Source organism: Mycolicibacter engbaekii (assembly GCF_002101585.1).
Lineage (GTDB): Bacteria > Actinomycetota > Actinomycetes > Mycobacteriales > Mycobacteriaceae > Mycobacterium > Mycobacterium engbaekii.
In genome coordinates this window covers 162,815-179,935 of sequence record NZ_LQOT01000076.1, presented here as the reverse complement: position 1 = coordinate 179,935, position 17,121 = coordinate 162,815, and the positions used below count along the sequence as shown (strand labels likewise).

General features: G+C 70.2%; 18 protein-coding genes. 5 read left to right on the top strand and 13 right to left on the bottom strand.

Annotated features, from left to right (window positions below; genetic code table 11):
* Positions 1 to 53: 53 nt before the first annotated feature.
* From ftsY to AWC02_RS20220, 4 genes are all read right to left on the bottom strand, one after another.
* On the bottom strand, positions 54 to 1,307 hold the full coding sequence (ftsY, locus tag AWC02_RS20235; RefSeq protein ID WP_237160552.1) for a signal recognition particle-docking protein FtsY: 1,254 nt from the start codon (positions 1,305 to 1,307) through the stop codon (positions 54 to 56).
* Positions 1,308 to 1,399: 92 nt separating this feature from the next.
* Complete coding sequence (gene smc, locus AWC02_RS20230; RefSeq protein ID WP_085130575.1) at positions 1,400 to 4,990, bottom strand: chromosome segregation protein SMC; 3,591 nt, start codon at positions 4,988 to 4,990, stop codon at positions 1,400 to 1,402.
* A gap of 19 nt (positions 4,991 to 5,009) precedes the next feature.
* Positions 5,010 to 5,291 (bottom strand): acylphosphatase, encoded by a 282-nt coding sequence (locus AWC02_RS20225; protein WP_085130573.1) that lies wholly within the window; start codon positions 5,289 to 5,291, stop codon positions 5,010 to 5,012.
* A complete protein-coding gene (locus AWC02_RS20220; protein WP_085130571.1) occupies positions 5,278 to 5,694 on the bottom strand; it encodes an OsmC family protein in 417 nt (138 codons plus the stop codon). The genes AWC02_RS20225 and AWC02_RS20220 overlap by 14 nt, the downstream gene beginning before the upstream one ends.
* A 125-nt stretch (positions 5,695 to 5,819) precedes the next feature.
* Between AWC02_RS20220 and AWC02_RS20215 the strand changes: the two genes are divergently transcribed.
* Together AWC02_RS20215 and AWC02_RS20210 are read left to right on the top strand one after the other, a co-directional pair.
* On the top strand, positions 5,820 to 6,449 hold the full coding sequence (locus AWC02_RS20215) for a DJ-1/PfpI family protein (RefSeq protein ID WP_085130569.1): 630 nt from the start codon (positions 5,820 to 5,822) through the stop codon (positions 6,447 to 6,449).
* An 18-nt stretch (positions 6,450 to 6,467) separates the two neighbouring features.
* Positions 6,468 to 7,241 carry a PIG-L deacetylase family protein gene (locus AWC02_RS20210; RefSeq protein ID WP_085130567.1) on the top strand — a complete coding sequence of 258 codons (774 nt, stop codon included), beginning with the start codon at positions 6,468 to 6,470 and terminating at the stop codon, positions 7,239 to 7,241.
* 22 nt (positions 7,242 to 7,263) lie between these two features.
* Here the strand turns inward: AWC02_RS20210 and mutM are convergent, their stop codons facing one another.
* From mutM to sepIVA, 4 genes are read right to left on the bottom strand one after another with little or no spacing between them, the layout of a single operon-like run.
* The gene (gene mutM / locus AWC02_RS20205; protein ID WP_085130565.1) at positions 7,264 to 8,109 is read right to left on the bottom strand and encodes a bifunctional DNA-formamidopyrimidine glycosylase/DNA-(apurinic or apyrimidinic site) lyase; all 846 of its coding nucleotides are present in this window, start codon (positions 8,107 to 8,109) and stop codon (positions 7,264 to 7,266) included.
* A 2-nt stretch (positions 8,110 to 8,111) separates the two neighbouring features.
* Positions 8,112 to 8,840: a ribonuclease III gene (rnc, locus tag AWC02_RS20200; protein WP_085130563.1), complete on the bottom strand. Its 729-nt coding sequence runs from the start codon at positions 8,838 to 8,840 to the stop codon at positions 8,112 to 8,114.
* Positions 8,837 to 9,445 (bottom strand): YceD family protein, encoded by a 609-nt coding sequence (locus AWC02_RS20195; protein WP_085130561.1) that lies wholly within the window; start codon positions 9,443 to 9,445, stop codon positions 8,837 to 8,839. The genes rnc and AWC02_RS20195 overlap by 4 nt, the downstream gene beginning before the upstream one ends.
* 38 nt (positions 9,446 to 9,483) lie before the next feature.
* Positions 9,484 to 10,221, bottom strand: coding sequence for a cell division protein SepIVA (sepIVA, locus tag AWC02_RS20190; RefSeq protein WP_085130559.1), 738 nt, complete (start codon positions 10,219 to 10,221; stop codon positions 9,484 to 9,486).
* Between the two features lie 140 nt (positions 10,222 to 10,361).
* On the opposite strand from sepIVA, the gene purU reads away from it, so the two are divergent.
* Both purU and AWC02_RS20180 read left to right on the top strand, forming a co-directional pair.
* Positions 10,362 to 11,303 (top strand): formyltetrahydrofolate deformylase, encoded by a 942-nt coding sequence (gene purU / locus AWC02_RS20185; RefSeq protein ID WP_237160551.1) that lies wholly within the window; start codon positions 10,362 to 10,364, stop codon positions 11,301 to 11,303.
* A 36-nt stretch (positions 11,304 to 11,339) separates the two neighbouring features.
* On the top strand, positions 11,340 to 11,894 hold the full coding sequence (locus AWC02_RS20180) for a DUF4334 domain-containing protein (protein WP_085130557.1): 555 nt from the start codon (positions 11,340 to 11,342) through the stop codon (positions 11,892 to 11,894).
* Here AWC02_RS20180 and AWC02_RS20175 read toward each other — a convergent pair.
* Genes AWC02_RS20175 through AWC02_RS20165 form a run of 3 tightly spaced genes read right to left on the bottom strand, consistent with a single transcriptional unit; the run spans position 11,891 to position 15,242 of the window.
* Complete coding sequence (locus AWC02_RS20175; RefSeq protein WP_085130555.1) at positions 11,891 to 13,873, bottom strand: 5-oxoprolinase/urea amidolyase family protein; 1,983 nt, start codon at positions 13,871 to 13,873, stop codon at positions 11,891 to 11,893. The genes AWC02_RS20180 and AWC02_RS20175 overlap by 4 nt on opposite strands.
* Positions 13,870 to 14,487: an urea amidolyase associated protein UAAP2 gene (locus AWC02_RS20170; RefSeq protein WP_085130553.1), complete on the bottom strand. Its 618-nt coding sequence runs from the start codon at positions 14,485 to 14,487 to the stop codon at positions 13,870 to 13,872. Before AWC02_RS20170 ends, AWC02_RS20175 begins: the two co-directional genes overlap by 4 nt.
* The gene (locus AWC02_RS20165; RefSeq protein ID WP_085130551.1) at positions 14,484 to 15,242 is read right to left on the bottom strand and encodes a DUF1989 domain-containing protein; all 759 of its coding nucleotides are present in this window, start codon (positions 15,240 to 15,242) and stop codon (positions 14,484 to 14,486) included. Before AWC02_RS20165 ends, AWC02_RS20170 begins: the two co-directional genes overlap by 4 nt.
* 105 nt (positions 15,243 to 15,347) lie before the next feature.
* Here AWC02_RS20165 and AWC02_RS20160 point away from each other — a divergent pair, with 105 nt between their 5' ends.
* Positions 15,348 to 16,007, top strand: coding sequence for a TetR/AcrR family transcriptional regulator (locus AWC02_RS20160; protein WP_085130549.1), 660 nt, complete (start codon positions 15,348 to 15,350; stop codon positions 16,005 to 16,007).
* Positions 16,008 to 16,019: 12 nt separating this feature from the next.
* Here AWC02_RS20160 and coaD read toward each other — a convergent pair whose 3' ends face one another.
* Together coaD and rsmD are read right to left on the bottom strand one after the other, a co-directional pair.
* Positions 16,020 to 16,499 (bottom strand): pantetheine-phosphate adenylyltransferase, encoded by a 480-nt coding sequence (coaD, locus tag AWC02_RS20155; protein WP_046317394.1) that lies wholly within the window; start codon positions 16,497 to 16,499, stop codon positions 16,020 to 16,022.
* Positions 16,500 to 16,545: 46 nt separating this feature from the next.
* Positions 16,546 to 17,121 carry a 16S rRNA (guanine(966)-N(2))-methyltransferase RsmD gene (rsmD, locus tag AWC02_RS20150; protein ID WP_272818997.1) on the bottom strand — a complete coding sequence of 192 codons (576 nt, stop codon included), beginning with the start codon at positions 17,119 to 17,121 and terminating at the stop codon, positions 16,546 to 16,548.

Below are 17,121 nucleotides of genomic sequence, written 5' to 3'. Positions count from 1 at the left end.
AATTACCTCATGGCCCCAACGGAGGTCACAGGAAGGTCACGGCGCGCCAGGGCTCAGCCCAGCAGCGCGTCGACGAAGGCCGCCGGCTCAAACGGCGCCAGATCGTCGGGCCCCTCGCCGAGCCCCACCAGCTTGACCGGCACCCCCAGCTCCTGCTGCACCCGGAAGACGATTCCGCCCTTGGCGGTTCCGTCCAGCTTGGTCAGCACCACGCCGGTGATGTCGACGACGTCGGCGAAGACCCGGGCCTGCGCCAGGCCGTTCTGCCCGATGGTCGCGTCGAGGACCAGCAGGACCTCGTCCACGGCCGCGCGGCGTTCCACCACGCGCTTGACCTTGCCGAGCTCGTCCATCAGGCCGGTCTTGGTGTGCAGCCGTCCCGCGGTGTCGATGACCACGACGTCGACCCCCTCGGACATCCCTTTGTCGACGGCGTCGAAGGCGACCGAGGCCGGATCGGCTCCCTCGGCACCGCGCACCACGTCGGCGCCCACCCGCGCCGCCCAGGTCTGCAGCTGGTCGGCCGCCGCGGCCCGGAAGGTGTCGGCCGCGCCCAGCAGCACCCGGCGGCCGTCGGCCACCAGCACGCGGGCCAGCTTGCCCACCGTGGTGGTCTTGCCGGTGCCGTTGACCCCCACCACCAGCAGCACCGACGGGTGATCGTCATGCGGCAGGGCCCGGATGGACCGGTCCAGAGCAGGCTCCAGTTCACCGATGAGCACCTCGCGCAGCACCGCACGAGCCTCGGCTTCGGTGCGGACCTGCCCACCGGCCAGCCGTTCGCGCAGCGCAGTCACCACCGACTCGGTGACCACAGGGCCCAGGTCGGCCACCAACAGGGTGTCCTCGACGTCCTGCCAGGAATCGTCGTCGAGGTCGCCGCCGCCGAGTAGGCCGAGCATGCTGCGCCCCAGGGTGTTCTGCGACTTGGCCAGCCGGCCCCGCAACCGCTGCATCCGTCCTTCGACGGGCTCGATGTCCGGCGCGACGGTGTCCGGCGCCGGTTCGGGGACGACTTCGGGGGGCGCTTCGGGCAGCTCGACGTCGGTGATCGTGCGCCGCGGGGCGTCGCGCGGGACAGTCGCGTCGTCGCCGATGACCGGGGCCGGCGGCTCCGCGGTTTCGGTACGGCTGAACGAGATGCCCGTGGAGGCGCTGTAGCCGCCGGAGCGGTCCAATCCCTCACGTTCCGGCGCGGACAGCTTGATCCGGCCCCGCCGATGCCGCACCAGGCCCCAGACCAGCGCACCGATCAGGACCACCGCGACAACGACCGCGAGGGCGATCAGGAGAGTTTGAGACGACACGACCGTCATTGTCGCAGCAGGGTCTTACGCGGGGTTAATGCGGCGCTCCCAGCTTCACCTCGCCTCCGGCGAGCCTCGCTGAACCGCCGGGCTCACGCCTGGCTGGAGACGAGCTCTTCGCCGCGGATGCGCTGCGAGATCACCGCGGTGATCCCGTCGCCCTGCATCGTCACCCCGTACAGCGCGTCGGCGACCTCCATGGTCGGCTTCTGGTGGGTGATCACGATGAGCTGCGAGCGGGCCCGCAGCATCTCGAACAGCGCCAGCAGGCGCCGCAGGTTGGTGTCGTCCAGCGCGGCCTCCACCTCGTCCATGATGTAGAACGGCGACGGGCGGGCCCGGAAGATCGCGACCAGCATGGCAATGGCCGTCAGCGACTTCTCGCCGCCCGACAGCAGCGACAGCCGCTTGACCTTCTTGCCCGGCGGGCGGGCTTCGACGTCGACCCCCGTGGTCAGCATGTCGTTGGGATCGGTCAGCAGCAGACGGCCCTCCCCGCCGGGGAACAGCGCCGCGAACACCTCGCGGAACTCGCGCTCCACGTCGGCGTAGGCGTCGGTGAACACCTGCAGGATGCGCGCATCGACTTCGGAGACCACGTCGAGGAGGTCTTTGCGGGCGGCCTTGACGTCCTCGAGCTGGGTGGACAAGAAGTTGTAGCGCTCCTCCAGAGCCGCGAACTCCTCCAGCGCCAGGGGGTTGACCCGGCCCAGTTCGGCGAGTTCACGTTCGGCGCGTTTGGCCCGGCGCTCCTGGGTCGCGCGGTCGAAGCGCATCGGGGCGGGCGCCATCACCTGCTCGCCGCGTTCGCGGGCCTGCTCGTACTCGGCCACCTCCAGCTCGGTCGGCGGCAACGCAACATCGGGCCCGTATTCGGCGATCAGGTCCGCCGAACTCATGCCGAACTGTTCGAGCACCGTCTGTTCGAGTTGCTCGATGCGCAGCGCGGCCTGCGCCTTGGCGACCTCGTCGCGGTGCAGCGACTCGGTGAGTGCGGTGAGCCGGGTGCTCAGCGAGTTCACCTCCTCGCGAACCGCCACCATCGCGGCGGCCCGCTGCTGGCGTTCACCGGCGAGCCCGTCACGGATACGCGCCGCCGCCGTCACCACATGCGCCAGCCGCTGGGCCAGCGAACTGCCGGCGTCGGCCACGGCGGCGGCCGTGGTCGCCGCGCGGGCGCGTGCGGCGCGGGCCTGCTCGGCGCGGACCCGCGCCTCGCGTTCCGCCGCTGCCGCGCGGCGCAGCGAGTCCGCCTTCCCGCGAACGGCGTTGGCCCGTTCCTCGGCGGTGCGCACCGCGAGCCTGGCTTCCACCTCGACGCTGCGGGCGGCTTCTGCGGCGGCCGCGATCTGCTGGCGGTCGACCGGTTCCACCGCCTCGGCGGGCTGGTCGGCTTCGGCGTTGCGCAGCCGGGCCTCGATCTCGCTCAGCTCGGTGACGGCCTGCGCCCGGCCGACCTCCAGCTCGTCGCGTTCGCGCAGCTGACGGCGCCACTCGGCCTCGGCGGCGCGGGCCTCCTGGCCCAACCGGCCCAGCTGCTCGTGGGTCGCGGCGATGGCGGCATCGGACTCGTTGAGCGCCGCGAGCGCCTGTTCGGTGGCGTCGCGGCGGGCAGCCTGCTCGGCCAGGGCTCCGGAAAGCGCCGCGCCGAGCTCGCCGGCCTGGGTCTGGGCGGCTGCCAGTTCCGCGCGCGCCTTGTCGATCTCGCTGTTGATCTCCAGGGTGGAGGGCTTGCGGTCGGATCCGCCGCTGACCCACCCGGCACCGACCAGGTCGCCGTCGCGGGTGACCGCCCGCAGGCCCGGATGCGTGGCCACCAGGTCCAGCGCGTCGGCCAGTTCGGAGACCACCACCACCGACGCCAACATGGCCGTGAGCGCGCCGCGCAACCGGTCGGGGGCGTCGATGAGCTCCAGTGCCCACAGCGCCCCGTCGGGCAGCGCCGCACGCTGTTCGGGCGCCGACAGCGGCCAGTCCCCCAGCACGATCGCCGCCCGGCCGCCGTCGGCGTCCTTCAGCGCGTTCAGCGCCGAGCGGGCCGCGCCGGCGTTCTCGGCAGCCAGCGCGTCGGCCGCCGAGCCCAGGACCGCGGCCAGCGCCGCCTCGTACCCCGAGCGCACCTTGACCAGCTTCGCGATCGAGCCGAACAGGCCGGGACCGCTGTGGTTGGTCGCCAGCCAGGCGGCGCCGTCTCGGCGTTCCAGGCCCATCGACAACGCCTCGATACGCGCGTGCAGCGAAGCCACCTGCCGTTCGGCGGCCCGTTCGGCGGCTTGCAGCTCAGCCACCCGCTGGTCGGCCAGCCGCAGCGTTGCCACGGTCCGCTCATGGTGCTCGTCGAGACCGACCTCGCCCTGGTCGAGCTCGACGACCCTGCTCTGCACCGTCTCGAACTCCGCCTGCGCGGCCTGGGCCCGGCCGGCCGCCTCCTCGATGCGGGCCGAGAGCTGGCCCACGTGGGTGTCGATCGACTCGACGCGGGCGCGGATGGTCTCCACCTGGCCGGTCAGCCGGGCCAGGCCCTCGCGCCGGTCGGCTTCGGCGCGGACCGCGGCCAGATGTGCGCGCTCGGCCTCGGTGCTGCGACGTTCGCGCTCGGCCAGTTCGGCGCGGGCCGCCTCCAGCCGGATACCGGCCTCGGCCAGTTCGGCGAGCAGTTGCTGCTCGGCGGCGGCCACCTGTTCGGCCTCGGCTTCCAGCGCGTCCGGGTCGACGCCGCCGGTGGTGATCGGCTCCTCGTCGAGATGCTGCGCGCGCTCACTGGCGATGCGCACGGTGGCGCTGACCCGCTCGGCCAGGGCCGACAGCGAGAACCAGGTCTGTTGGGCGGCCTCGGCCCGCTGGGTCAAGGTGGCGACCGCGGACTCATGGGCGGTCAGTTCGTCGGCGGCCACCGCCAGACGCTCGGTGATCTGGTCGTGTTCGCGACGCAGCGTCGCCTCGGCGTCGGTGGTTCCGGCGTACTCGGCCTGCCTGGTCACCAGATCATCGGCGGTCAACCGCAGCCGGGCGTCGCGCAGGTCGGCCTGGATGGTGGCGGCGCGCCGCGCGACCTCGGCCTGGCGGCCCAGCGGTTTGAGCTGGCGGCGCAGTTCGGTGGTCAGGTCGGTCAGGCGGGCCAGGTTGGCCGCCATCGCGTCCAGTTTGCGGACCGCCTTCTCCTTGCGCTTGCGGTGCTTGAGCACCCCGGCGGCCTCTTCGATGAACGCCCGGCGATCTTCTGGTCGCGACTCCAGGATCTGGGCCAGCCGGCCCTGGCCGACGATGACGTGCATCTCCCGGCCGATACCCGAGTCGCTCAGCAGCTCCTGGACGTCCATCAGCCGGCAGCTCGCGCCGTTGATCTCGTATTCGCTTGCCCCGTCGCGGAACATCCGCCGGGTGATCGACACTTCGGCGTACTCGATCGGCAGGGCGTTGTCGGAGTTGTCGATGGTGACGGTGACCTCGGCGCGGCCCAGCGGGGCACGCGACGACGTGCCGGCGAAGATGACGTCCTCCATCTTTCCGCCACGCAGGGTCTTGGCGCTGTGCTCCCCCATCACCCAGGCCAGGGCGTCGACCACATTGGACTTGCCCGAACCGTTGGGCCCGACCACCGCGGTGATGCCCGGCTCGAAGCGCAGAGTCGTCGGCGCTGCGAAGGACTTGAAGCCCTTCAGCGTCAAACTCTTGAGATGCACGGGGTCTGAGACTACCGGTCTAGCGTTCGGCGAATCCGTCGATCGGGTCCCCGGCGTCCGCCCAATCGGCGACGACGGTGTCCACCCGGCCGGGCGTCGTCCCGCCCTGCAGCAGCTCCAGCAGGCGCTGGCAATCGGCCCGCGGACCCTGAGCGACGACGTGTACGCGCCCATCCGGGCGGTTGGCGGCGTACCCCGTCAGCCCCAGTTCCAGCGCCCGTGAACGGGTCCACCACCGAAAGCCGACCCCCTGGACCCGCCCGTGCACCCAGGCGGACAGGCGGACGTCAGGCCCGGTCACCGGCGTCGACGGCAAAGCGCACCTCGGTGCCCGATTTGAGGGTGCGGCCCACCGTGCAGACCTGGTCGATGGCCCGCTGGACGACGGTGAGCAACCGCTGCTTGTCGGCCTCGTCGAGACCCGACAGGTCCAGCTCCAGCGTCTCCTCCAGCAGCGGGTAGCGCTCCTGCTCACGATCGGCGGGACCCGAGACCCGGATCGTGGCCGCATAGTCGTCGCCGAGGCGGCGGGCCAGCGGCGCGTCACTGGCCATCCCGCTGCACGCGGCCAGCGCGATCTTCAGCAGCTCTCCGGGGGTGAAGACGCCGTCGACGTCTTCGTTGCCCACCAGCACCTGCGCCCCCCGGGAACTGTGTCCGGTGTAGCTGCGGACCCCTGTTCGTTGAACCCATAGTTCCGTCATGAGGACATCTTGGCAGCCGCGGGTCTTCCCTCGCCGAACGTGTACTCAGTCCGATAAAACCGCCGATTTCCCGGACTCATTACACGCTCGGTGAACGGGGCGCGGCGCGTAGTGTCGTCTGGGTCATGCAGGTAGCGATTCCACTGTTCCCGCGCTTCACCGCGCTCGACGCGATCGGGCCGTATGAGGTGCTGCAACGGATCCCCGACGCCGAGGTGGTCTTCGTCGGGCACCGCCGCGGCGAGGTGCGCAGCGACAACGGAATGCTCGGGATCATCTGCGACGCACGGTTCGACGAGCTGCCGCGCCCGGACCTGCTGGTCGTGCCCGGCGGGATCGGGACGCGCGCCCTGCTCGGCGACACCGAGTTGCTCGACTGGGTGCGCGAGGCCCATGTCCATACCCGGTTCACCACCTCGGTGTGTACCGGTTCGCTGCTGCTGGCCGCTGCGGGCCTGCTGGACGGGTTGACCGCGACCACCCACTGGAGCGCCGTCGAACTGCTGGAGCACCTGGGCGCCCGCTATGTGGATCAGCGTGTGGTCGAACACCTGCCGCGCCGGATTGTGACCTCCGCAGGGGTCTCCAGCGGCATCGACATGGCGCTGCGGCTCGTCGAACTGCTACTGGACGCCGAGAGTGCCTGCGCTGTACAGCTTTTGATCGAGTACGACCCGCAGCCACCGTTCGACTGCGGCTCCCGGGCCAAAGCCGCCGAAGCTGTTCTGCAACGCGCGGCGCAGCTGCGGCGCTGACGGGCATACTGATTCGGTATGGCCACCGTGGTCGCGTTTCACGCCCACCCCGACGACGAGGTGATCCTGACCGGGGGCACGCTGGCTCGCGCCGCCGCCGAGGGCCACCGGGTGGTGGTCGTGGTGGCGACCGACGGCCGGGTCGGTAACGACGACGCGGACCGGCTGGGCGAACTGCGCTCGAGTGCGGCAATCCTCGGCGCCCACCGGGTCGAGTGCCTCGGATACGCCGACAGCGGGTTCGGCCCCGTGTTTCCCGCCGACCCGCCCGGGCGGGTCCGATTCGCCCGCGCCGACATCGCGGAGTCGGCCCGGCGGCTGGCGGACATCCTGACCGAGGAACGCGCCGAGCTGCTGTTGAGCTACCAGTCCAACGGCGGCTACGGCCACCGGGATCACGTACGGGTTCACCAGGTCGGTAAACAGGCGGCGCAGATCGCGGCGACACCGCGGGTGCTCGAGGCGACGATGCCCCGGGAGATGCTGGCCCGGATCGCCGATGCCGCACGGTGGGTTCGGCTGCCGGCCCCCTACCAGCGCGATGTGGTGCGCACGGCCTATGCGCCACGGGCGGACATCACGCACCGGATCAATGTGTTCCGGTTCGCCCGGCAGAAGCGCGATGCCCTGGCCGAGCACCGTTCTCAGATCAGCGCGAGCCCCGCGGCGGCACGGCTTGTCGCGTTGCTGATGCGGCTGCCTCCCCAGGCGGCGGGGGCGATGTTCGGGCGGGAATGGTTCGTCGACCCGGACCGGGAACCGGGCACGATCTACCGCGACATCTTCGCGTGAGCACGGACGCGCAAATCGGTTGTCAGCGTTGGCACTGCGGGCAGAAGTACGACGAGCGGTTCATGAATTTGGCGCGGCGAATCGGTGTTCCGCAACGCCGGCACGGCTCGTCCTGCCGCCCGTAGGCGTCCAGCGATCGGCTGAAGTAACCGGATTCGCCGTTGACGTTGACATACAACGAATCGAACGAGGTGCCTCCGGCGGCCAGCGCGTCGCGCATCACCTCGGCGGCGGCCGCCAGCAGCGACCGCAGCCGCGGCCGGGACAGCCGGTCGGCCGTCCGGGTGCCACGGATTCCGGCTCGCCACAGGGCTTCGTCGGCGTAGATGTTGCCGATTCCCGACACCACGGTCTGGTCGAGGAGTTGGCGCTTGATCTCGGAGTGCTTGCCGCGCAACACCTCGACAACCGATTCGGCGTCGAAGCGCGGGTCCAGCGGGTCGCGGGCGATGTGCGCGACCGGCACCGGCAACAGGCTGCCGTCCACCTCGACCAGGTCGGTGAGCTGCCACCCGCCGAAGGTCCGCTGGTCGACGAAGCTGACCTTCGTCCCGTCATCGAGCACCACGGCGATCCGCAGGTGCCTGGTGTCGGGCAGGTCCCCCAGCAGCATCTGGCCGCTCATCCCCAGGTGCACCACGAGCGCCTCGTCGGCGGTGGAGCCGTTCAGCAGCAGCCACAGGTACTTGCCCCGCCGATCGATGCCGGTGATGCGGGCGCCCAGCAACCGCCCGGTCAGGTCGGCCGGGCCGGCCTCGTGCCGGCGCACCGCCCGCGGATGGTGCACCCGCACCGCGGTGATGGTGCGCCCCACCACGTGCTCTGCCAGGCCGCGCCGGACCACCTCGACCTCGGGGAGTTCCGGCATCGTCAGCCCTGCGGTGCTTCGTCCACCGCGTCCGAGCCGGCCGAGTCGTCCAGGGCCTGCCAGGCCGCCGCCGCGGCCTTCTGCTCGGCTTCCTTCTTGGTCCGGCCGACGCCGCTGCCGTAGGCGGTGTCGGAGACGACGACGGTCGCGGTGAATTCGCGGTCATGATCGGGCCCGGTCGAGGTGACCCGGTAGGACGGCACGCCGATCCCGCGGGCGGCCGTCAGCTCCTGCAGGCTGGTCTTCCAGTCCAGACCGGCGCCCAGGGTCGCCGCGGTGTCGAGCAGCGGACCGAACAGGCGCAGGATCACCTCGCGGGCGACGTCGATACCGTGCTGCAGGTACACCGCTCCCAGCAGCGATTCCATCCCGTCGGCCAGAATGCTGGACTTGTCGGCGCCGCCGGTGTTCACCTCGCCGCGGCCGAGCCGCAGATGAGCGCCCAGGCCGTCTTCGGTCAGGCCGCGCGCCACATCGGCCAGGGCGGAGGTGTTGACCACGCTGGCACGCAGCTTGGCCAGATCGCCCTCCGGGCGGTCCGGGTGCCGGTGGAACAGCTCATCGGTGATGGTCAGCCCGAGTACGGCGTCGCCCAGGAACTCCAGGCGCTCATTGGTGGGCAGCCCGCCGTGCTCGTAGGCATAGCTGCGGTGAGTGACGGCCAGCGTCAGCAGGTCGTCGGGCAGGTCCACGCCGAGAGCATCGAGCACGGCTTGACGGGGACGGCTCACCGCCCACCGTCATCGCTGCGCGGGTTCTCCTCCTGGGCCGCAAGAATTCCCGTCAGCTTCGCCCAGCGCGGGTCGATCTTGTCGTGGTGGTGGCCGGGTTCCGCGGACGCCAGCAGCGCGCCGCAGTCCGGGCACAGGCCCGGGCAGTCCGGATCGCACAGCGGCGACAACGGCAACGCCAGACCGACCGCGTCGACGATGGCCTGTTCGAGGTCCACGCCGTCATCGACGACGCGGCCCATCTCGTCGTCGTCGGTGGTGGCGTCGGTGGCGCTTTCGGGGTAGGCGAACAGCTCAGTCAGCTCGACCTCGACGGCCCCGGTCAGCGGTTGCAGGCAGCGCGCACATTCGCCGGCGGTGGCGGCCGAGACCGTTCCGCTGACGAGCACTCCCTCCGAAACCGACTCCACCCGCAGATCGAGGTCCACCGCGGTGCCCGCCGGAATCGCCACCAGGTCCAGCCCGATACGGGTGGGACTGACCCGCTGCTCGCGCAACGGCATCAACGCGCCGGGGCGTCGCCCGAGCCGCGAGACGTTGACCAGGAACGGTGCAGGCAGTGCCCGCTGTGCGCGCTGCGTGCCTGCGCCGGGGTGCCTCGCCATGCCGCGATTCTACGCAGCCCTCAGACGGCGTTCGCCGGTCAGCGGGTCGCGTAGTCGTGGGTGCCCGCCGCGGTACGCAGTTGGTGACGACCGCGGTTGATCGAGCGCAGGGTGCCGTTGAGGAAGTCCTCGAACTCGGCCAGCTTGGCGTCGACGTAGATGTCGCATTCGCCGCGCATCCGGTCGGCCTCGGCGTGCGCCGAGTCGATCAGCCGGGTGGATTCGGCACGCGCGGCGGTGACCACCTCGTTCTGCGACACCAGGCGCTGCTGTTCCTTGATGCCTTCCTGCACGGCCTTCTCGTAGGCGGCGTTGCCGCTCTCCACCAGTCGGTCGCATTCCGCCTGGGCGCGGCTGGTGGCGGTCTCGAACTCCCGCTTGGCGGTGGCGCTGAGCCGGGCCGCTTCCTCGCGGGCTTCCCCGACCATCCGCTCGCTGTGGGCGCGCGCCTCGGCCACCATCCGGTCGGCCTGGCCCTTGGCGTCGGCCAGCAGCCGGTCGGCTTCGGCCCGGGCGTGGCTGATCAGGGAGTCCGCTTCCGCGGTGGCCGAGCTGACCATGGACTCGGCGTGCTCCTTGGCCTCACCGAGCACCGAGTCACGGGCGTCCAGCACGTCTTGGGCGTCGTCGAGCTCGCCGGGGATGGCGTCCCGGATGTCGTCGATCAGTTCCAGCACGTCACCGCGGGGTACCACACAGCCTGCCGTCATCGGCACGCCACGGGCCTCTTCGACAATGGAGCCAAGTTCGTCAAGGGCTTCGAACACTCGGTACACGGCAGCACCCTCCAGACATAGTTGTTGTTACTAGTGTGCCCTGTGTTACGTGTGTGACTGGGTTAGTCGCCCGGTGTGTCGGATTCTCGTCCCCTGCACCGGTAGCCTGACCCGTTGAAGTCCAGATCGGAAGGGTGGCCATGACGAACGGTTCTGGGGGCCACGGGGGCGCCGCGACACCCGGGCAGGCTCCGCAGGGCTATCCGCAGCAGTCCGGCGCGCAGGCGACCACCGATATCGGCCGGCTGCTGCTGCGATGCCGGGACAATCACGGGATCATCGCCGCGGTCAGCGCCTTTCTGGCCGAGGCCGGGGCCAACATCATCTCGCTGGATCAACACTCGACCGCCCCCGAAGACGGGACATTCGTGCAGCGGGCGATCTTTCACCTGCCCGGCCTGCCGGCTGCCCTCGACGGGCTCCAGGAGAGATTCGGGGCCACGGTCGCCGAGCGGTTCGCGATGGATTACCGGTTCACCGAGGCCGCCAAGCCCAAACGGGTGGCGATCATGGCGTCCAAGACCGACCACTGCCTGCTGGACCTGTTGTGGCGCAACCGCCGCGGGGAGCTGGAGATGACGGTGGCCATGGTGATCTCCAACCACCCGGATCTGGCCGACCAGGTGCGCCCGTTCGGCGTGCCGTTCTTCCATATCCCCGCGACCCGCGACATCCGCGCCGAGGCAGAACAGCGTCAGCTCCAGTTGCTCTGCGGCAACGTGGACCTGGTGGTGCTGGCGCGCTACATGCAGATCATCACCGGCGATTTCATCGAGGCGGTGGGCTGTCCGCTGATCAACATCCACCACTCGTTCCTGCCCGCGTTCATCGGCGCGGCGCCCTACCAGCGGGCCCGGGAGCGGGGCGTGAAGCTGATCGGCGCCACCGCGCACTACGTGACCGAGGTGCTCGACGAGGGCCCGATCATCGAACAGGACGTGGTGCGGGTGGACCACACCCACAGCGTCACCGATCTGGTGCGACTGGGCGCCGACGTCGAGCGGGCGGTGTTGTCGCGGGCCGTGCAGTGGCATTGCCAGGACCGGGTGATCCGGGTGGGCAACGAGACGGTGGTGCTCTAGCGGCTCGCGCCGTCGACCTCGAGTAACGTGGTCCGCATGCTCGTGCAGGACCTGTTTTCCACCGTGCCGACGACCACCGCCGAGGCCTTGGCGATCTTCGATGCCGCGGAGGCGGTCGATCCCGATTTCATGATCGGAACCTGGCACGGCGCGGAGCTTCCGACCGGGCACCCCCTGGACGGTCTGCTGGCCGCCAGCGGCTGGTGGGGCAAGCAGTTCGTGGATGCCGAGACCGTGCATCCGCTGCTGTTCCCCACCCGCGACGGCTCCGCGCTCTGGGCCTTCAACCCGGTACTGGCGTTCAGTGTCCTGGGACTGGCGACGAAGCTGCCGGCGATGAAGAACCGGGCGGTCGGCGGGCGGATCACACTGCTGGCGCCGTTGGTACGAACCCGGGCCCCCAAAGCGCGGTTGCGCACCACGCGCTACCGCGGAGTCGACACCGCGACCATGATCTACGACCAGGCCCCGGTCAACGATGTCTTCCGGCGCCTGTCCGATGAAGCGGTGCTCGGGGCGATGGACCTGCGCGGTTCGCCGCAGCCGTACTTCTTCGTGCTCTACCGCGACGATTCGCTCACTGTGGCTTAACCGTCGGCGATTTCGCCGGCCCGGCGCCACGCGGCACGCTCCGCGGCGAACGCTGCCGTCTGTCGGCCCCGGAATGCGGCGATACCGTCGGCGTTGGCGTCCAGGAAACTGCGGTAGGCCGGCAGCGAGAACTCGCCGTCGCAGATCTGCACCCGGCCTCGTCCGGCTGCCATGTCGGCCCGCAGGTCGAGCAACTCGGCAGCACTCACCGGATAGAAGCTGATGCGATCGAAGTGCCGGAGCAGCCACGGGGTTCCTGGATCGAACAGGCCGGCGGCCGCGTGCCGGTGGTTCCACACCTGGGTGGTGCGTCCGACGAACTGGTAGCCGCCGGGGCCCTCGATGCCGTAGATGCACAGGTAGGCACCGCCGATCCCGACGGCGTTCTCCGGGGTCCAGGTCCGGGCCGGGTTGTATTTGGTGGTCACCAGCCGGTGCCGCGGATCCAGCGGGGTGGCCACGGGCGCCCCGAGATAGATGTCGCCGAGACCCAACACCAGATACTGCGCGTCGAAGACGATGTCGTAGACCTCGCGGATGTCGTCAAGACCGTTGATGCGCCGGATGAATTCGATGTTCGACGGGCACCACGGCGCGTCGGGCCGCACGCCGTACATGTAGCGGCGGATGGCTTCGCCGGTGGCGGGATCGTCCCAACTCAACGGCAGGCGCACCGAGCGGCTGGGCACCACGAGCTCGTCGCAGGGCGGCAGGGCGTCGTCGATGGCGGCGACCTGTTCGATCACCTCCGGCACCGAGGTCTGTGCGGTGTCGAACTGGATCTGCAGTGACCGCACGCCGGGCGTCAGCTCCTGCAGCCCGGAAAGTTCCTGCTCACGAAGCCGGTCGTAGAGCACCTGAATCCGTGCCCGCAGCGCCAAATCCAGTGTCATCGGGCCGTATTCGACCAGGATCGCTCCGTCACCGGCGCGTCGCACGGTGACGGCGGTCCCGCCGCCGTTGGTGTAGCGCTGCAGCACGCCGTCATCGCCGTCGCCGGAGTCAGAGACCACGACGGGCCAGGCAGCGCGCCGCTGCACATTCAGTGCCGCCGGCGGCGGGGCGTGCCGTGCACGGATCGGCACCAGCCGCACCGTGTCGCCGGGCGCGAGCTGGCCCAGTTTCCACCGGTCGGCGCGGACCACCGTCACGGGGCACACGAAACCCCCCAGGCTGGGGCCGTCGGGCCCGAGCAGGATCGGTGTGTCGCCGGTGAAGTCCAGTGCACCAACGCAGTAGGCGGTGTCGTGGATGTTCGACGGGTGCAGGCCGGCTTCCCCGCCGTCGGGTCGAGCCCACCGTGGTTTCGGCCCGACGAGCCGCACGCCGGTGCGGTCGGAGTTGAAGTGCACGCTGTAGTCGGTGCTCGTCAGGGCGAGCATGTCGGCTCGGGTCAGAAACTCCGGTGCCGCGTGCGGCCCTTCGGTGACCGCGAGTTCCCAGTGCCGGCCGATGCTGGGCCGGCTCTGGCTGGGTGCGCGGCTGAGCAGCGGCGCCGCACCGTTGCCGACGGCGCTGAGCCGATCGGACTCCCGCAGCGCCCGCCCCTGATGCCCGCCGATCATGCCGTGAGTGAATGTTGCTGTGCTGCCGAGGAATTCCGGCTCGGCGATTCCTCCTTCGACCAGCACATAGCAGCGCATGCCCGGTCCGGGGACGGTACCGATTTCCAGGAGGCCACCGGCGGGCACCCGTACCGATTGCCACTGCCCTACCGGGGTGCCGTCCAGACTGACCGGCACTGGGGCGCCGGTGACGCACACCCATGCGGGGTCGCAAAAGCGCAGCGAGGGACCCGCCTTGGTGCATTCCAAGCCGGCTGCGCCTTCGGGATTGCCCAGAACCCGGTTGCCGAGCCGCAACGACACATCGTCCATCGGCCCGGACGGCGGCACTCCGACATGCCAGTAGCCGACGCGGCCGGGCCAGTCCTGCACGGTGGTGAACATGCCCGGCGAGACCACCTCGATGCCGATCATGGCCGGGTGATCACCATCCGGACCGGGGTCGGGTCGAACCCGTTGCACGGGTTGTTGATCTGCGGGCAGTTGGACACCAGGACCAGGGTGTCGATCTCGGCACGCAGTGTCACGGCCTTGCCCGGGGCCGAGATGCCGTCCACGATCCCGAGGGTGCCGTCGGATTCGACCGGGACGTTCATGAACCAGTTGATGTTGGAGACGATGTCGCGCTTTCCCAGACCCCAGCGGGCTCCTTCGGCCAGGAAGTTCTCGACGCAGGCGTGCTGGTGGGCGGTGTGATGTCCGTAGCGCAGCGTGTTGGACTCCTGCGAGCAGGCTCCGGCGATGGTGTCGTGATTGCCCACGTCGTCGGCGACGACGGTCATCAGGGGGGTTCCGTCGGCTGCGCGCAGCACCGATCCGGTGCTCAAGAAGATGTTGCGCGCGGCGGCAACGGTGGCCTGGGCGCTGTAACGGCGGGTGTGGTCGGCCGCGTCGTAGAGCAGGCAGTCCACCGCCTGGTTGCCGTGCAGGTCGATGATCTGCAGCTGCTCTCCGGCACGCACCACCGCCGACCAGGGCGCCCGGGCCGGAACCTGCTGGTCGGAGACGATCTGCGCTGGACCGGTCATGAGCGCTCCCCCGCTGCTGCGGCCCAGGCCGCCTCGGTGTTATGTACCGCGCGTTGGTATTCCGGGTCCTGATTGGCCAACTCTGCCAACTGCTCGCCGGCCCGCCAGGCGAGCACGTCCAGTGCGGTGGACGGCGGGTCGGGGTCCAGCGGGTGTGCGGCATTGGCAGCGACCAGCAGCACCGGAAGGTGGATCAGCAGGTCGACGGCGGCGCCGGGGCCTGTGGGCCCGGTGAATTCCAGTGCGCCGCTGCCGGGGTCCACGCGGACGCCGCGGAAAAGCGACGCCGACGGGGCGACGTCGCGAATGTCCAGGCCGTGCTTGAGCGCTCCGAGTAGGAGCAATCGGCGGCCGGTGGCCTCCGGCCCGCAGAGCAGGTCGTGTCGTCCCGACGAGTCGGCGACGACGGTGGCCAGCACCCGGCCCTGGTCGGACAGCAGGGGGTGGCCGACGCCGAGATAGGCCTGCCACGGAACTTTCATGGTGTCGGCGACATTGAGCCGTTCCCATGGCGCCTCGGCCCGGTAGAGCAGCAGGTGCGCGCAGGCGCCGCCCGCGACGTCGATCAACCGCAGCCGGCTACCACGGGCCAGCACCTTGGTGACATAGCCACCCGCCGGGATCGACTCTGCCCAGGTCAGCCTCGCCGGATCCACGTCGTCTGGCGTCGCCGGGACGCGCATCGACGCGTGCTGCGCCTGAGCGCGGGCATGGGAGCGGGCCCCGTCGGTGGAATCGGTGGATAGGTCGTCCATGTCCCGGACGCTAGCACAGTTTCTATCAAGTGATAGTTTTTAGCGGGCGGGGGCCGCCTCCTGTGATCGGTAACGGGGCTGGGCAATCGTGATAGGCAGTAAGGCGTGCAGATCGATCGCCGAGGACGTCCCCGGCTCGTAGCCTCCAGCCGGCCCGGGCGCAGCGCCCGCGACGAGATCCTTGATGCCGCGGCGGAGCTGTTCACCACCGTCGGCTACGCGGCCACCTCCACCCGACGCATCGCCGCCAGCGTCGGCATGCAACAGGCCTCGCTGTATCACCACTTCGCCGCCAAGGACGACATGCTGGACGCACTGCTGGCCGGCACCGTCGACGCGTCGGTACAACTCGCCGCCGAGCTGCTGGCCGAGGACGGGCCCAGCGCTGCCCGGCTGCACGCCCTCGTCGTCGCCGACACCGCCCAATTGTGTGGCGGAACCTGGAATCTGGGCACGCTCTATCTGCTTCCCGAGCTCCGCTTGGAGCGTTTCGCCGCGTTCCGCCGGCAGCGCGAGACCCTGCGCAGCCACTATCAGCAGCTGTCGCAGGCAGTGATCGACGAACACGGCGGCCCCGCCGACGCCGTCGACCTGCCCTTCCGGCTGGTGGAGGCGGTCATCAATCGCCGCTCCGACGACGGCTCCTGCCCCCCGGACTATCCCTGGACCACTGCCGAGGCGGCGCTGCGCGTCCTGGGCGTCACGAGGGGACTGTCCGCCGTGCGCGCGGCGACCGCGCGCCGTTTGGGGTTGGCGCCGACGTAGGCCGCGGTCGTCTCAGCGGCCGGCCAATTTGGCCGCCAGGCGCCGGTTCACCGGCTCGGGCAACAGGTCGCTGACATCTCCGCCCATCGAGGCCACCTCTTTGGCCAGCGATGACGACACGAATGAATAGCGCGGCGTGGTCGCCACGAAAAACGTGTCGACACCGGCGATGTGCTTGTTCATCTGGGCCATCTGCAGCTCGTACTCGAAGTCGGTGCCGGTGCGCAGGCCTTTGACGATCGCGGTCAGCCCCCGCTCCCGGACGAAGTCCACCACCAATCCCCTGCCGGACTCGGCACGCACGTTGGGCAGATGGGCGGTGGCTTCGGCGATCATCTCGAGGCGCTCGTCGAGGGTGAACATCCCCTGCTTGGCGGGGTTGACCAGCACGGCGGCCACCACCTCGTCGAACTGGGCGGCCGCCCGCTCCAGGATGTCCACATGTCCCAGGGTCACCGGATCGAAGGAACCGGGGCAAACGGCGCCGCTCATAGGGGTCGACGCTACACGCCCGGCTTCGAATCGCCTGCGTTCGCCGCTACTCCCGTTCGGCCAGATCCAGGCGAGTGTCGCCGTACCGGCGCGACGGCCAGGCCTGCCAGCCCTGCGGCCAGCTCACCGCCGGGCTGGCGGCGGCACGCTCGATCACCACGACAGTGCCCGGGGCAGCCCAACCGCCGGCGGCCAACAGTCCTGGCAGCGCGTCGATTTCGGCCGCCTCTACCTCATACGGCGGGTCGGCCAGCACCAGATCCACCGGAGTCCCGGTTCCCGCGGTGAGCACCGCAGCCACTGTCCCGCGGCGCAACACCGCACCGGCCAGTCCCAGCGATGCGATGTTGGCCGCCAGCACATCGCCTGCGCGACGGTCGGATTCGACGAACAGCGCCGTCGCAGCGCCGCGAGACAACGCTTCCAAACCCAACGCTCCGGACCCGGCGTACAAATCCAGCACCGCCATGTCGGTGAGGTCCATCCGGGCATCCAGCATGTTGAACAGGGCCTCGCGCACCCGATCGGTGGTCGGCCGGGTACCGCGCGGCGGCACGGCGATGCGCCGCCCGCCCGCTGCGCCGCCGACGATACGGGTCATGACCGCGCCCTGTGCGCACAG

Excerpts from the sequence above, each read along its gene's own strand:
- AWC02_RS20220 (WP_085130571.1), bottom strand. The coding sequence starts at position 5,694 with ATGACGGAACTATGGGTTCAACGAACAGGGGTCCGCAGCTACACCGGA.
- AWC02_RS20215 (WP_085130569.1), top strand. The coding sequence starts at position 5,820 with ATGCAGGTAGCGATTCCACTGTTCCCGCGCTTCACCGCGCTCGACGCG.
- AWC02_RS20210 (WP_085130567.1), top strand. The coding sequence starts at position 6,468 with ATGGCCACCGTGGTCGCGTTTCACGCCCACCCCGACGACGAGGTGATC.
- mutM (WP_085130565.1), bottom strand. The coding sequence starts at position 8,109 with ATGCCGGAACTCCCCGAGGTCGAGGTGGTCCGGCGCGGCCTGGCAGAG.
- AWC02_RS20195 (WP_085130561.1), bottom strand. The coding sequence starts at position 9,445 with ATGGCGAGGCACCCCGGCGCAGGCACGCAGCGCGCACAGCGGGCACTG.
- purU (WP_237160551.1), top strand. The coding sequence starts at position 10,362 with ATGACGAACGGTTCTGGGGGCCACGGGGGCGCCGCGACACCCGGGCAG.
- AWC02_RS20180 (WP_085130557.1), top strand. The coding sequence starts at position 11,340 with ATGCTCGTGCAGGACCTGTTTTCCACCGTGCCGACGACCACCGCCGAG.
- AWC02_RS20175 (WP_085130555.1), bottom strand. The coding sequence starts at position 13,873 with ATGATCGGCATCGAGGTGGTCTCGCCGGGCATGTTCACCACCGTGCAG.
- AWC02_RS20170 (WP_085130553.1), bottom strand. The coding sequence starts at position 14,487 with ATGACCGGTCCAGCGCAGATCGTCTCCGACCAGCAGGTTCCGGCCCGG.
- AWC02_RS20165 (WP_085130551.1), bottom strand. The coding sequence starts at position 15,242 with ATGGACGACCTATCCACCGATTCCACCGACGGGGCCCGCTCCCATGCC.
- coaD (WP_046317394.1), bottom strand. The coding sequence starts at position 16,499 with ATGAGCGGCGCCGTTTGCCCCGGTTCCTTCGATCCGGTGACCCTGGGA.